We start from the raw sequence: 15,670 nt of genomic DNA on the forward strand, positions 1-15,670 counted from the left end.
TCCTAAAATAAATAAATAGTTAATTAATATTAAAAATGTTTTTAGTAATAAAATGTTTATCTTCTGATAAGACTATTTCTTTTGCGTTTAGTTTAACTATTAACTTTTTATATTTCTTTTCAGAATAGAATGGATCATTTTTTGATTGATAAACTAACACTTTTTGATTTTTATTTTTTTGAAAATGTATTAGTTTTTTATTAATTTTTTTTATATGACTCAATTCTAAAATATTGCGATAAATTTTTTTGCTATTAAAATATTTTAATAAAATTTTATCATCTGTTAATTGACGATAATCAATTTGAATATTAATATTTTTTTTATAACCAATTACAAATCCGATAGTTTTCCTAAAGAATATATAAGTATGCAATGACATAATTTTAAAATTAGAAATTGGATTTAATAAATGATATTTACTTATTAAATTCTTATTTGCTTTATTGACATAATTAATCAAACCACATGAATAACCTTCTAATAAAAGTTCAATTTCTGTATTTTTATATTTTTTATTAACCGCACTAATGAATTCATTCAAATCTTGAATATAAACACTAAAATGTTTGTTAGGTTCTATTTTATCGTATCCTCTTTGATTATAGGCTAAAATTAAAAATTTTTTTTCATCATTTATAATAGGATTGAAATCTAAATTACAACCAAAAAAATCATGAACAGCAATAATTATTTTTTTTACTTTTTTTAATTCTGTTTTATTTGTTAATAACTTATGTTGATTACTTTTGCTATCAACGTAAACATCTGTTTTACGAATTTCTGGCATTTGAATAGGTAAGGATTTACCATTAATTTTAAAATACTTAAACATATTCAATAAAATAATGATAATTAAAACAAAACCTAATATAGAAGAAGTGATAATCCCTATTCAAGCTCATATACTGAAATCTAAATACATGAATTAATCCTTCAATAAAATTCTTTCAATACTTTGTGTTCTATTATTTTTATTATCAATAGTAATGACAATGGCACTAAAGATTGATGGTCCTATTGCAGGATTAAATTTTTGCAACAATCCAGTCTTTTGATTTTTAATGACTTCTTCTGGGTTGACACCGATTATAGAATTTATAGGTCCACACATCCCTATATCAGAAATAAATGCAGTTCCTTTTGGCAAGATCCTCTCATCTGCAGTTTGAACATGAGTATGTGTTCCTGCTAGAGCATTAATTTTCCCGTCAAAATTCCATGCAAAAGCAATTTTTTCAGCAGTAGCTTCCGCATGAAAATCTACAAGATGAATATCAGCATTACTTTCTTCTAAAATTTTTTCAAACATTGGGTATGGATTATCACAATTATCCATATAAACTCTACCCATAATGTTTGTAACTTGAATTTTTTTACCTTTTTTATTTAAAATAACAGTCCCATTGCCGGGTGTGTAGCTGTTAATATTAATAGGTTTCAACAATGTTTTTTCATTGTCAATATAATCTAACACTTCATATTTTTTGAAAATGTGATTACCAGAAGTTACAACATCAACATCTAAATTTTTTAAAAATTTAAAATGATTATAACTAATTGATTTTCCATGAGAAATATTTTCGCCATTAGCAATAATAAAATCAATTTTATATTTTTCTTTAATTTTAGGTAGCATTTTTTCAAAAATTGTTCTTCCATTTTTGGCAAAAATATCACCAACCATTAATACATTCATTTTAAATCCCCTTTAAATTTTATTCTTCATCATTATTAAACCCTTGTATTAATCCTTCTAAATATAAATCAATATCAAATTCTTGCAAGTCCTCTAATTTTTCCCCTAAACCTATAAATTTTATAGGGATATTTAATTTATGTTTAATAGCTAAAGCGATACCACCTCTGGCAGTACCATCCATTTTAGTTAAAATTACCCCTGTTACTTTGGTTGAATCTAAAAAATTATCTGCCTGCGAAATTCCGTTTTGACCAGTTATAGCATCTAAAACTAACAATGTTTCATGTGGTGCTTTTGGAATTGCGCGCTGAATAATTTTGTTAATTTTTTCCAACTCTTTCATTAGATTAATTTTATTTTGCAATCTGCCTGCAGTATCAATTATAACTAAATCATAATTATCTTGCTTAGCTTTTGCCAAACCATCAAAAACTACAGAAGCTGGGTCCTGATTAGGTTTTGATGGTTTTACAATGTCGACATTTAATTTTTTAGCTCAATTATCTAGTTGTTCGATCGCACCCGCTCTAAAAGTATCTGCTGCTACCAATAATACTTTCTTATTATCCTCTAAAACTAGATTCGCCAATTTAGCAATGGAAGTTGTTTTTCCAGAACCATTAACACCTACTACAAGAATGACATTGGTGCGTCCCTCTTTTACGTTTAAGGAATTTTTTTTATCATCATTTTTATAAATGTCTCGCATTATCTGAAATAAATAATCACGTAGTTTATCAAAATCTCATTCTTTAAATTCTTTATCACTAATTTTTTTAGTAATTGATAAAACTAAGTCCATGCTCAAGTCAGATGAAATCAAAACACTTTGCAAATCTTCTATATATTCACTATTGATACTTTGATATTTTTTATTTAATTTTTTTATTTCTTTAGCGAAAGTTAAACTAGATTTATTTAAACCTTTTTCATACTTATTCTTTTTGACAGAGATTTTTTCTTTTATTTTCTTAAAAAGTCCCATTTACATTTTCCAATCATTAAAATAATAATTATTTAGGTTTCATAGATTTTTCAAATTCAAAAATTTCATCACTATTTGTTGAAACTAAAATTTCTAAAATATTAATAACATTGTCGCCAGTACGTTCAATATATTTCAATTGACTCATAGTTTTAGTTCACATTTTAATTTCTTCTGTATCCTTAGAGATTTTTATTTTTTGAATAATTTCATTATTTAAATTATGAAATAGGTCGTCAATAACATCGTCATATTTAAATAAATTTTTAATTTTTTTAATGTCTTCAGATTCTAAAACTTCACGGCATTTACTTAGCATCACAATAACTTTTTCTACAATTACATTTAAAATTTCTAATGGTTCTTTATTTGGTTGTCATTGTAAAAAATAACGACAAATGTTTTTTGCAAAATCCGCAATACGTTCAATATCCTTAATAATTATAATACGATTAATTACTATTTTTAAATCTAATGCTTTTAATTGCTGCTTAATAATTTTTCAAGTACAGATTTCAATAAAATTTCTCTCCATTCTATTAATAAGTTTATCGTTATCAATTACTTTTTGCGCTACTTCTTTATCTTGGTTTTGTAATGATTTTTGCATATCTAAATATTGATCAATAGTTAAATCCATCATTTCAATTACCCGATTTTTAATTTGTTTTAAATCATTATCAATTTGACTATGTAAATTCATATTATATTCTCCTAAAAATTATTTTTTAATATCTGTCCACTAAATTTTACCAGTTATATATTCTAACGTTTTAATATGTTCTGGTCTAGAAAATAAAATTTTTGTCATATTATATTCTATCAATTCTCCATTCAGAAAAAAAGCAGTATAGTCTGAGATTCTTGCTGCTTGTTGCATGTGATGAGTAACAATAATAATTGTAAAATCTTTTTTTAATTCTGTAATCAATTGCTCAATTTTTCCGGTCGCTATTGGGTCTAATGCACTTGTAGGCTCGTCCATTAATAAAATTTTAGGTTTCATAGCTATAGTACGAGCTATACACAATCTTTGTTGTTGACCACCTGATAAACTAAGTGCACTACTTTTTAATTTGTCTTTTACTTCATCTCATAATGCTGCTTTTTTTAATGAATCCTCAACAATTTTATTTAAAATTTTTTTATCTTTTACTCCGTGATTTCGAGGTCCAAAAGCAACATTATCATATATTGACATCAAAAATGGTTGTGGTGTTTGAAACACCATTCCAACATTAGTTCTTAATTTCATAACATCAACATCTGATCCGTAAATATTTTTACCTTTGATTTTTATTTCTCCGTCTAATTTTGCTTTATGTTCAAAATCATTCATTCTGTTAAACAGTCTTAATAATGTTGATTTACCACAACCAGAAGGTCCGATAAATGCAGTTGTGGTTTTTTCTTTTATATTAAAAGAGATATTGTTCAATATTTTCTTCTCTTCTGAATAAGAAAAAGAAACATTTTTAATCTTAATTAAAGAATCTCTTTTCTCTGAATAGTCATAATTTAAATCACGATCTAAATATTTCAAACTTGATTTTTTATTTTTAGAAAATTCAAAATCATCTTTTAAATTTTCTACATTTTTTAATTCTCTTGTTTTTTCTTTTTTTTCTTTTTTCTCTTTTTTTTCTCTTGTTTTTTCTTTTAAATTTTCTACATTTTTTAATTCTCTTGTTTTTTCTTTTTTTTCTTTTTTTTCTTTTTTCTCTTTTTTTTCTTTTAAATTTTCTACATTTTTTAATTCTCTTGTTTTTTCTTTCAATATTTTCACCATATGATTAAACTATTTTTCATCCTTTCCAAAGAAAGCACCAATCATGGGTTTTCAATAATAATCTTTTCAATCTTTGATTCTTGTTCTTAAAGATATTTTTTTATAATCTGGCAAAATTCTTTTTTGTAAGTGAGCTGCAAATAAGTTAATCGATAAAATCATAAACATCATTACAAATCCTAATTCATACATCACTCTAACCGAATTGGCATCTGTGCCAGTTTTTCACAACATTAAAATTTGAGTAGTAATGCTCGCACCAGGAGATAAAAATCCTTCGACAGGCATTCTAACTGCAGTTCCTAAAGTTAAATAAACCGGCGCTGATTCACCCAATACTCGAGAGGTAGATAGTACTACACTAGTTAAAATTGCTCCTGAAGCATTTCTTAACACAACCTTACGAATAGTCTCTGCTTTACTTAATCCCAAAGCATAAGATGAGTTTCTAACGGACTGCGGGATAAAAGATAATCCGTCTTCAATATTTCTAATCATCATCGGTAGCACTACGATTGTTAAAGTTAATGATGCTGCAAAAATAGATAAAGGAATTTTACAAAAACCAATAAAGAAAGCTAAACCAAAAGTTCCGAATACAATTGATGGCGTAGAAGAAATAACATTAATTGAAAAACGTAAACCATTAGCAAATTTATTTTGTGAACTAGCATATTCATTTAAATAAATGGCAACTCCCAAAGCAATTGGGAAAGCAAAAAATAAAGAACAGATAACCAATAAAATTGAAACCGTAGTTGAAGCCAATATCCCTGCTCCACCATTAGCCGTTGATGTAGAAATCAAGTCTGCCCACTGCATCATAAACAACCCTTGTCACAATATCGATATCACAATTGTCATAGTGAAAGATACCACCAATACAGTAGACATTATCATCAAACTTAGCAAGAAGTAATCTATCCATTTTCTTCTTTTTGTGTACTTGTGTGAATAAATTTTATATTTTTTATTTATAGTGGTTGTGTTTTCGGAATTAATTTGAAAATTATTGTTCTTTTTTGAAGAATTTATTTTGCGAATATTCGCAGATTGAATTCCTAATACAATCAAATTAATTAAGGTAACTATAATAAATAAGATTAAACCGATCGCATACAATGCAGATTCATGCAATGGACCTGAATTTTCCAGCATTTCCAAACCGATCATTGATGCCAAGGATGAAACAGAAGAAAATAAGAAGTCAATAAAACCATTTGACATATCAGGACCATTTGGATTATTTCCACATATCATCATTACAGCAGTAGTTTCACCAATAATTCTTGCGATACCCATCATTATAGCAGTAATAATTTTTAATTTTGATTGTCGATAAACTATTTTAAAAGTAGTGAATGTTTTAGAAAAGCCTAGTGACATAGTTCCATATCTAGTTGTTCTGGGAACAGATTCAATAGCATGTACCGAAAGTGAAATCATAATTGGTAATGCCATAAAAGCTAAGGTTATACAAGTTACTATCAAATTACTTGTTGTAGGTGCGCCCATATCTTGGAATAAAACACCGATTGTTGATAAAGCGAATAACCCAAAAATAATAGATGGTATTCCTGCTAACAACTGAATAACACCAATAGTTATACGCTTAGTCTTTGGTTTCAGATATTCCACAATAAATAGTGAAGAATAAATAGCTATTGGTACAGCAATCAATAGACTAATTGCCAAAATAAAGAAGGTAGAAATAATAATTTTTCAAATACCAAATTCATCAGTACTAACATTCCAAGTAGAACCTGCAATAAAGTTTATAAAACCATACTCTGAGAAAAAATAAATAGACTTAAAAATTATAAAAGAAACAAGCGTTATTAAAATCGCTATAATCAAGAACGCAGAAAATTTGATCATACTATTCATAGCAAAATCTCTGCGACCTTTTTTTGTTACTAACTTACTTTTTATATCCATTATTTTAAAATTAATTTTATTACAAACTTTATTTCATGTATTTTTCATAGAAACCTTTTTAACTTTAAATTATTTCTCCTGGAATCTCATCTTTATATATCTGCATATAATCTCATATATTTTTATTACCTGCTCCATAATCGTAATCTAAATATTTTTTGAAATAATCATCACTTTGAGAAATTGGTTTTAAACCATTTTTTAAATATCAATAACTAGCTTCATCAACAGTAGGTTGCGTTGGTAAATTTTGTGAAAAGGCCGGAGCTAACATTCAAGTTATAAATTTCATAGCCTTATCAAAATCCTTAGAACTAGTATTTACAATCCCTGTAAAAGGTCTTGTTAAAGAATAATTATCATTAAATGGATTTTGCGGGTCTATGGCTTCACCTTTATCATCTATAGTTTTATAAGGAGATATAATAGCTGAAGGATTTTTATTAGGAAATCCTAAAAAGGCAATGTGGATATCATGGTTCCCATTTTGGTAATCATAAATTATTTTATTTAAATAAGAAAACGAAACATAACCCACAGATCCAGGTGTGCTTTCTACGCTATCTAACATAGCACCATTAGAAGCTACAACACTATTGTAATTATAACTATTTTCTTCAATTACTGAACTTTCAAAAAAACTTCTTGTACCACTCCCTGATTCACGAGTATAGGTAATAGGTGGTTTTGTTGTTGTTTCATTAGATACTAACTGATCACCAAAAACATTTTTTCAAGTGTAATCACCACTATATAATTCCTGGATATTTTTAGGTCCGTCCTCATTTGCATTAGTATCATCTCAAGAACCCACTATTAAATGATCTCCTAAAAAATCGCTCTGTTCTAATGAAGACTGATTAATAGAGTCTTCGGGTAAATTATAAATTATTAATAAATAATCAATTGCAAAAGCAAATCTTAAAACATTATAATCAGAAAATAATTCATCAGCCTCATCATCTTGTAATTCATCAGATAAAAAACCAAAAGAATAAGAATTATTTTTTACACCCACTAAAGCTGCAGAACTACCTAGTGAATTATATAAAATGTCATCGCCACCTTTTTCTTCATTTCGATATTGATTAGTTAAATCTTGCAAAACAATGTCAACAGACGTAGAGCCTCCAGCAATAATTGTAGAATGAGAGCTCGCAAATGTTCATACTGTTAAAGAAAATAATAATACAAAAAGAAAAAAAGAAGCTATGTATTTAATCTTCTTTTCTTTAAAATTTTCAATAAACAAAAGAAAAGATTTTTTAAAATTTTCTCAAAATTTACTAAAATCTTTCTTTTGTTCTTTTTTTCTTGACACAAAAAACTCCTTGATTTGAAAAAAAAATTAAGCAACTATGCTTTCAGCTTCTGTCATTTTAATACCAACAATTTTTGTAATACCTTTTTGTTGCATTGTTGCACCATATAATACATCACAATATTCCATAGATTCTAATCTATGAGTTACCATAAGAAATTGAGTCACTTTACTAAATTCTTTTATATAGCGTGCAAATCTTTCGACATTCGCTGGATCCAAGGGTGCTTCTGCTTCATCTAATATTGCCATAGGTAAAGGATTCACTTTTAATATAGCAAATAAAACAGATAAAGCAACTAGTGATTTTTCACCACCAGAAAGTAGAGTTAAGTTAGTTATTTTTTTACCAGGTGGAGAAACGTTTATTATTACACCGCTTTCTAAAACATTATTCTCATCTTCAAAGATTATTTTTGAAGAACCACCACCAAATAAAATTTTAAAGGTTTCTGGTAATACTTTGTTAACATTTTTTACTAAATCAAATAATTTATTTTTCATAATTAAATCAAGTTCATTTATAACTTGCAACAAATTAGATATTGATGTTTTTAGTTCTTGTATTTCAGATTCTATATATTCATGACGTTCTTTATCTTCTAAATATTCATCAATTACATATAGCGAAACATCCCCTATTTCAGAAAGGTCATTTCTTAAACTAAAAATTTCTTCACGAATTTTTTCTTCATTATCAAACTTTGATAATTGCAAACTTTTAGCATAATCAAAAGTCATTTTATATTCACTAGCTAATCTTGTCATCGAAAGATTTAATTTATTTTCTAAAATACCTAAATCAGTATTACTTTTTGCAATTTGGTTAATTGTAGAGTTTGATAATGAATTATTTTCTTTTATTTTATCCTCTAATTTTACAATTTTTTCCAACAAAGAATCTTTTTGACTACGATATTTTTCTAATTCAGACACTAAATCATCTTTTTCTGCATTCATATTTGCTAACTTTTCAACGATAGAACTAGGAGTTATATTGTTTATGTCCGATGACACTATTAATTCTTGACCGGAAAAAATTGTGTACTCGGTTTTAATTTTTTGAATATCAATTTTTAATTTTGAAATATTTTTTTCAGTTAAAAAGATTTTTGAATTAATCTCATTTTTTGAATTAAGAATTAAAGATTTTTTATAATCTAATTCATTAATTTCTAAATTGAATGATTCTAATTTATCATAAGCTAATTTCAAATCTTTCATAACTTTTTCTAAATCTTGGTCATAATTATTAATGGCAATTTTTTTATTTTGGCCACCTTGAATAGCACCGTGAACCTTGATTAAATCACCTTCTAAAGAGACAACATTATATCTTTGGTTTGTCACTTGACTAATTTTTAAACAAGAATCGTAGTCTTTACCAACCAAGATGCGACCTAATAAATACTCTTTTATCACTTTAAATTTATTGGGAACTTTAACTAAATCACTTGCCAAACCTAAAAAACCATCAATATTTTTTGCTAAAAATAAATCATTATCATTAATAATACTTGCTGTTAATTTATCAATAGGTAAAAAAGTCACTTGACCAGAGCGATTTTTTTTCAAAAATTCTAAACAAATTTTAACATTATCTGTATTATCGATAATAATATTTTGCTGTTGTGATTTGCTTAAAACTGTATTAATTGCAACACTGTAGTTATCTTCAAAAGATAAAATATCCTGAACTAATCCTTCTATTCCTTTAAACATTTTTTTATTTTGAATTATTGTTTTTACGCCTTGGAATAAATAAGTATTATTTTCAATCTTATTTTTCAAATCTTGTTGCATATATTCAAAACGAGAAATTAATTTGTCTATATTACTGATATTTTTTTTAGCTTCATTTTCCAAAAGATCGTGTTCATTAATTTTAGAATTTATTGTAGCTAAATCTTTTTTTAATTGTTCTAAACGGTTTTCGTGAAATGCTAATTCATAATTTGAATCTTCGAATTGTTTCTTAATATCTTCAATAGAAACCTTACTTGCTTGTTCACCAGAATTAACATTTCTTTTCATTTTTTGAATTTTTAAATCACTGATTAACTCTATTAATTGCTGATGTTTTATAGAAAGTTCAGAAATCTTTCTTTCAATATTTCTCTCTTTTTCTCTAAGATCTTTTAAATTTTTTTCGTCAAAATTAATGTTATTGTTTAAATCATTTTTTTGATTTTGTAATTTTTTAGATTCACTTTTAATTTCTTTTTCTTTTTTCATAAAGAAAATAATATCTTGAACTAAAATTGATAGTTCAATTTTTTTTAAACGTTCTTTTTTTTCTTTATAAACTACAGCCTTATCATATTGTTTTTTTAATTTTGGCAATCTTCTTTGGATTTCATTCGCAATATCTTCACAACGTTCAATATTCTCCTGAACTTTTTCTAGTTTACGCATTGCTTCTAATTTTCTTTTTTTACTTTTCCCAATTCCGGCAGCTTCTTCAAAGAAAATTCTTTTCTCTTCAGGTTTTGAGTCAGCAAAAGTAGAAATATGCCCTTGCGAAATAACTGATAATGATGATTTTGTTAATCCAGTATCAAGAGCAAATTCTTGAACATCTTTTAATCTCACTCTCTGTTTATTGATAAAATATTCATTTTCTTTTGTATTTCTATAAATTTTACGAGAAATTTCAATTTCATCAAATGGAGAATTAAAAAAACGTTTAGTGTTATCGAAAACTAATTTAACCTCTGCTATATTTAATGGTTTTTTTGTTTCTGAACCATTAAAAATTACATCTTCTGATTTGCTACCACGCAATGACTTAATTGATTGTTCGCCCAACGCCCAACTGATTGCATCATTAATATTTGATTTACCAGATCCATTAGGACCCACAATACCGACCATACTATGATCAAAATTTAAACTTAAAGGTTCAGCAAATGACTTAAACCCATGTGCTTCTAACCGTTTTAAAAAAATCATATATTCCCATACTTTCTTTAATAACTTCAGTTATATTATATATAAAATAATAACACATCATTAATTTTTATTATCTTTTTTAATTAATTTATCCAAAGAAACTTTAGCAGCATTCTGCTCTGCTATTTTTTTGGTCGGACCTTTTCCTTTTCCGTAAATAACATCTTCAATAACAACTTCTACACAGTATTCAGTATCGTTTTTATTTCTTTTGGAACTAACTAATCGATAACTAAATCTTTCCCCTCCACTTTGTAAATTTTCTTGTAACAATGTTTTGTAATCTTTTACTTTTTCAAGATAATTAGTTTCTTTTACAACTTTTAATAAAGTGTCAAAAATAAAGTTATTTACTATATTTGTTTTATTTTCATGAGCATCCAAGTAAATTGCTGCCAAAAGTGACTCATAAACATCTGCCATTATTTTATCTTTTTCTTGACCATTTGATTGTTTTTCACCAACTCCTAATAAAATAAATTTATTAAGTCCAATACTTTTAGAACAAAGCGCTAGTGCTTCTTCTCTCACTAATTTACTTCTCAAATTCGTAATTTTACCTTCTGACCAATCAGGATATTCTTTAAATAAATATAAAGAAATTTGACAGGCTAATATGGAATCACCTAAAAACTCTAAACGTTGATAATTATAAGATAAATTTTTTTCATTCATATAAGAATTATGTGTCAATGCTTCTAAAAATATTCCCGGATCATTAATAACTATATTATATTTTTGAATTCAAATTTTAAATTTTTCAAAAAATTTTACATTATCCATAATTTACAAACCTATGAAATATTCTCTTTTATTTTATCTATAACATTTTTATCTAGTACATTATATGTTAACTTTAATGTGGCCATAAAAGATTTTAAATCTGATGAACCATGTGTTTTAATGACTGGTTTTTTTGCGCCCATTAAAATAGCTGCTGCATTATTTTTGTAATCAAAAATTTCACCAAATGCTTTTAAATTATTTTTAATGGGCAAAACTTTTAATTTTGTAAAAAAAGATTTAGTTAATTCAGTTTTTAATCCCTTAATTAAATTATAAGCGATCCCTTCTAAAGATTTTAAAACCATATTACCAGTGTACCCGTCGCAAACAACAATATCGATAAAACCTGATGTAATATCTCTTGGTTCAATATTTCCATGAAAATTTATTTTTTCATTACTTTTTAACAATTTATATGTTTCTTTATGAAGTTCTAAACCTTTTGTTTCTTCTGTTCCAATGTTTAATAAACCAACCAATGGTTTTTCGTTATTTAAAATTTCTTGATGATAAACAGTTGCCATTAAAGCAAATTTTAATAAATCTTCTGGCTTGTTTTCTAGATTAGCGCCTACATCAATTAAATTCATAACTTTATTTTTAATTAAAGTTGGCAAAAATGGCATGAACCCTGGTCTTGTAACGCCTTCCAGTTCACCGATTAAAAAATGAGCACCACTTAAAAAAGCGGCAGTAGAACCTGCCGAAATTACAGCATCACCTTTTTCATCTTTTAGCATTTCTAATGCTCTTGTCATCGATGAATCCTTTTTTCTACGAAATGCAGTAATTCCCTCTGACATTTCAATTACTTCGGTTGTAGATATGATTTCGTAATTATTAAATTTATATTTTTTAAGATTTTTTATATGTTTTTTTATTTGTTCTTTATCGCCCACTAAAATAAAATGAACGTCATTATTATAGGAAGAAAATTTTGCACAAGATTCAATTGCTGGTTGCGGACCTAAATCAGAACCCATAACATCAATTATAATTTTTTTCATTCGATTTTTCCTTTCACGGGAAAATAAAAATACTCAGTTTTCTATTCAACGGCTAAAATTAAAGGATATAACTTATGTTTACCATCAATTATTTCGTATTCAACATCATAATTTTCATCAATTATTTTCAATAAAAAATCTAAATCTTTTTGTTTGCAGTCTGCACCTTTATAAATTGTAATAATCTCAGAATAACGATCTACATTTTTCTTTAAAATACTTTTTAATAATTGTTGCATATTTTTATTTACAAAGGAAATTTGCTTTCTAACTATACCAATATAATCATCGATTTCAACTTGCAATCCATTAATGTGAGTTTTCTTAACAGCTTTACTGATTAATAATGTTTTAACATTTCTAATACTATGTTTTGCTTCGGCAATATTTTTCTTAGGAGTATCAACGGTATTTATAGTCATCAACGAAGACACACCTTCTGGTATTGTTTTTGATGGTATAACATACACTGATGATTTTTTTTCTAATTTAACAGCTTGTTCACAAGCTAAAATAACATTGGAATTATTAGGTAAAATATATACATGTTTTGCATCAACCTCTTCGATTTTAGCAATAATATCATCAGTCGAAGGGTTCATACCAGGTGATATGATTACATCGTTACAATTTAGTTCATCTTTAAAATAAACTGCTAATTCTGGTGTCGGCAATACAGCAATAACTGCTAATTTATTTTTTAATTCACGTTTTGTATTAATATTAACAACATGTTTTTCTGCTTGTAACATCATATTATCAATTTTTAAAGTTTGAAATTCACCATATTGTTGCAACATAGTTAATATTAACCCTGGTGTTCTTGTGTGAACATGGGTTTTGATGATACCTTCATCTTTAACTGCAACAATTGATTTACAACCACGGTTTGCTAAATTATTTCTTAAAACATTAACATAAGCATTTTTTCGATTGTCACTTAATGTAATTATTGCTTCTGTGCAATAACCAAAAGGTTCTTCTTTTTGCAAATCAAAATTTACATTATTTCCAGTATTTTTTGTTTCAATATTTTTTTTAATTAAAACTTTATTATGAGTAAAAGTATATTCTAGAGCTTCAAAAATTTTAACCAAACCAAATCCACCTGAATCGACAACACCAACTTCTTTTAATACTGGTAATAATTCTGGTGTGTTTTCTAAAGAAACATTTGATTTTTCTACAATCAATTTAAATAAATCTTGAATTGACTTATCTTCTGAAAAATTAACGATTGCTTCATAAGTTTCACGAACAACAGTAATTATAGTACCTTCAACTGGTTCCATAATAGCATCATAAGAAACTTCTTTTGCTTTCTTCAGGGCTAAGATTCAAGCATTGATGCTCAAATCTTTCTTTTCAATAAATGCTAAACTAATACCTTTAAAAATTTGGCTTAAAATAACACCACTATTTCCACGCGCTCCCATAATTAATCCTTTAGAAAAGGCGGCCGATAATTTTCCGATGTCATCAAAATTTTCATTTTCAATATAACTAATACCATTTTTCATTGTTAAGAACATATTTGTCCCTGTATCTCCATCTGGCACAGGAAAAACATTCAATTTGTCAATTTCATGATAAAAATTATAAATGTTATGGTATGCACTAATAAATGCATTTTTTAATATTTTTACATCTTTATTCATAAACTCACTTACTTAAAATTAAATTATTAAATCAGTAACATAAACATTTATCTTAAAAGGTCTATCAATGATTTTATGTTTTTCAAATTCATAATAAATTCTTATTTGAATTTCTTGGACTAATTCTTTAATTATGCATCATTCAGATAAAGCGACACCAATCTTAAAAGATAGTTCTCATTCATTCTCTTCACAATTAATAGCACTAGAAACATCATTTTTTAATATTTTATATTCTTTAGTGTTTAAATCAGTTAACCCGGCCAATCCAGGAATTGTAGTAATTGAATTTTTTATAAGTTCATTTACTTTATCAAAATCTATTTTCAAAATTATAATCACCTATTCCAAATTAAAAACTTTTTAAATTATATATACATCTAAAAATATTTTCAAGTTTAAATATAATTAACTAAAATTTTAAAAGTTGCAATTATTATTAGTATTATATATTATATAACAGTATATATTTTAAAGGTGGAAAAAATGGCAAAGAAATATACCATTAAAAGTGACAAAAAACCGGCGCCTCTGAGTGGGAATAAGAGATCTCATGCTTTAAATCATTCAAGACGTAAATGAAATTTAAATTTAAAGAAGGAAACTTTATTAATTAACGGTAAAAAGCAAACTGTTTATATTTCAGTGCGTGATTTAAGAGCTCTTAAGCATCGTCAATTAAGAAACACATCACTTTCAACTAAAAAATAATTTCATATAAATTGTATCAAATTTTATTATGCCTGCGTGATGGAATGGTAGACATGGTAGACTCAAAATCTACTGAGTTTGTTCTCGTGTCGGTTCGAGTCCGACCGCAGGTACCATGAAAACAAAATAAAAAATCAGTAATTAATTACTGATTTTTTATTTTTTTCACTTGCTTATCTACTGAGTCTTGAAATAAAAAACTGCCTACCACTAAAATATCTGCACCTTTTTCCAAACAAATTTGGGCATTATCTTCTTTAATGCCTCCATCAACTTGAATTAAGTAAGAATAATTGTTATCTTTCCGCAACTTTGATAATTCCTGAATACTTTGCAATGCCGAATTATTAAATTTTTGTCCACCAAAGCCCGGTTCTACACCCATAACTAAAATTAAATCTATTTTTTCTAAGAGATGTTGTATATCAGATACTCTTGTATTTAATTTTATTGAAATTCCTTTTTGAATTTTGTTTTTATCACAAAAACTTAAAAATTCATCAAACTGGAAATCGTCCAGCGCCTCATAATGTAGCGTTATCGAATTAGCTCCAGCATCAACGAAAGGCTTTAAATATTCTGACAATGATTGTGTCGCTTGAATTTTCACCATCATGTGACAATCAATGAAATAATCAATTTGTTCTGTGATGTCACTTAAAATTTTTGAACCAAATGAAAGATTCGGGACAAAAAAACCATCCATTACATCAAAATGAATCCAATCTATATTAGATTTTTTTAAATCTAATATATTTTTTGATAAATTTCAAAAATTAGCATTCAAAATGCTGGCAGCTATTTTGAAATTTGTGCTCATA

General features: G+C 26.6%; 14 protein-coding genes and 1 tRNA gene. 2 read left to right on the plus strand and 13 right to left on the minus strand.

All coding sequences use genetic code 4. The features are described from left to right. Positions 1-19: 19 nt before the first annotated feature. From AAHM77_RS02060 to AAHM77_RS02115, 12 genes are all read right to left on the minus strand, one after another. Positions 20-925 carry a hypothetical protein gene (locus tag AAHM77_RS02060; protein ID WP_342252475.1) on the minus strand — a complete coding sequence of 302 codons (906 nt, stop codon included), beginning with the start codon at positions 923-925 and terminating at the stop codon, positions 20-22. Between the two features lie 3 nt (positions 926-928). Continuing rightward, the gene (locus AAHM77_RS02065) at positions 929-1,699 is read right to left on the minus strand and encodes a TIGR00282 family metallophosphoesterase (RefSeq protein WP_342252476.1); all 771 of its coding nucleotides are present in this window, start codon (positions 1,697-1,699) and stop codon (positions 929-931) included. A 19-nt stretch (positions 1,700-1,718) separates the two neighbouring features. Next, on the minus strand, positions 1,719-2,687 hold the full coding sequence (gene ftsY / locus AAHM77_RS02070; RefSeq protein WP_342252477.1) for a signal recognition particle-docking protein FtsY: 969 nt from the start codon (positions 2,685-2,687) through the stop codon (positions 1,719-1,721). A gap of 28 nt (positions 2,688-2,715) precedes the next feature. Further along, complete coding sequence (gene phoU / locus AAHM77_RS02075) at positions 2,716-3,390, minus strand: phosphate signaling complex protein PhoU (RefSeq protein ID WP_342252478.1); 675 nt, start codon at positions 3,388-3,390, stop codon at positions 2,716-2,718. Positions 3,391-3,429: 39 nt separating this feature from the next. Then, the gene (gene pstB, locus AAHM77_RS02080; protein ID WP_342252609.1) at positions 3,430-4,230 is read right to left on the minus strand and encodes a phosphate ABC transporter ATP-binding protein PstB; all 801 of its coding nucleotides are present in this window, start codon (positions 4,228-4,230) and stop codon (positions 3,430-3,432) included. 255 nt (positions 4,231-4,485) lie between these two features. Next, the gene (locus AAHM77_RS02085; RefSeq protein ID WP_342252479.1) at positions 4,486-6,462 is read right to left on the minus strand and encodes a phosphate ABC transporter permease; all 1,977 of its coding nucleotides are present in this window, start codon (positions 6,460-6,462) and stop codon (positions 4,486-4,488) included. A 16-nt stretch (positions 6,463-6,478) separates the two neighbouring features. Then, positions 6,479-7,735: a phosphate ABC transporter substrate-binding protein gene (ptsS, locus tag AAHM77_RS02090; RefSeq protein WP_342252480.1), complete on the minus strand. Its 1,257-nt coding sequence runs from the start codon at positions 7,733-7,735 to the stop codon at positions 6,479-6,481. A 27-nt stretch (positions 7,736-7,762) separates the two neighbouring features. Continuing rightward, entirely contained in the window at positions 7,763-10,687 is a 2,925-nt protein-coding gene (locus AAHM77_RS02095; RefSeq protein ID WP_342252481.1) for an AAA family ATPase, read from the minus strand. A gap of 60 nt (positions 10,688-10,747) precedes the next feature. Next, positions 10,748-11,470 carry a ribonuclease III gene (gene rnc / locus AAHM77_RS02100; RefSeq protein WP_342252482.1) on the minus strand — a complete coding sequence of 241 codons (723 nt, stop codon included), beginning with the start codon at positions 11,468-11,470 and terminating at the stop codon, positions 10,748-10,750. A gap of 11 nt (positions 11,471-11,481) precedes the next feature. Beyond that, positions 11,482-12,480 carry a phosphate acyltransferase PlsX gene (plsX, locus tag AAHM77_RS02105; RefSeq protein ID WP_342252483.1) on the minus strand — a complete coding sequence of 333 codons (999 nt, stop codon included), beginning with the start codon at positions 12,478-12,480 and terminating at the stop codon, positions 11,482-11,484. 41 nt (positions 12,481-12,521) lie between these two features. Further along, the gene (locus AAHM77_RS02110) at positions 12,522-14,138 is read right to left on the minus strand and encodes a DAK2 domain-containing protein (protein WP_342252484.1); all 1,617 of its coding nucleotides are present in this window, start codon (positions 14,136-14,138) and stop codon (positions 12,522-12,524) included. A gap of 18 nt (positions 14,139-14,156) precedes the next feature. Further along, a complete protein-coding gene (locus AAHM77_RS02115; protein ID WP_342252485.1) occupies positions 14,157-14,468 on the minus strand; it encodes a hypothetical protein in 312 nt (103 codons plus the stop codon). 156 nt (positions 14,469-14,624) lie between these two features. On the opposite strand from AAHM77_RS02115, the gene AAHM77_RS02120 reads away from it, so the two are divergent. Together AAHM77_RS02120 and AAHM77_RS02125 are read left to right on the plus strand one after the other, a co-directional pair. Continuing rightward, complete coding sequence (locus AAHM77_RS02120; protein ID WP_342252486.1) at positions 14,625-14,849, plus strand: large ribosomal subunit protein bL28; 225 nt, start codon at positions 14,625-14,627, stop codon at positions 14,847-14,849. 30 nt (positions 14,850-14,879) lie between these two features. Continuing rightward, positions 14,880-14,965, plus strand: a tRNA-Leu gene (locus AAHM77_RS02125). A 29-nt stretch (positions 14,966-14,994) separates the two neighbouring features. Here the strand turns inward: AAHM77_RS02125 and AAHM77_RS02130 are convergent. Beyond that, positions 14,995-15,669 (minus strand): ribulose-phosphate 3-epimerase, encoded by a 675-nt coding sequence (locus AAHM77_RS02130; RefSeq protein ID WP_342252487.1) that lies wholly within the window; start codon positions 15,667-15,669, stop codon positions 14,995-14,997. Between the last annotated feature and the right edge of the window lies 1 nt (position 15,670).

The sequence above is a fragment of the Spiroplasma endosymbiont of Amphibalanus improvisus genome, assembly GCF_964030645.1.
Taxonomy (GTDB): Bacteria; Bacillota_I; Bacilli_A; order Mycoplasmatales; family Mycoplasmataceae; genus CAXIPX01.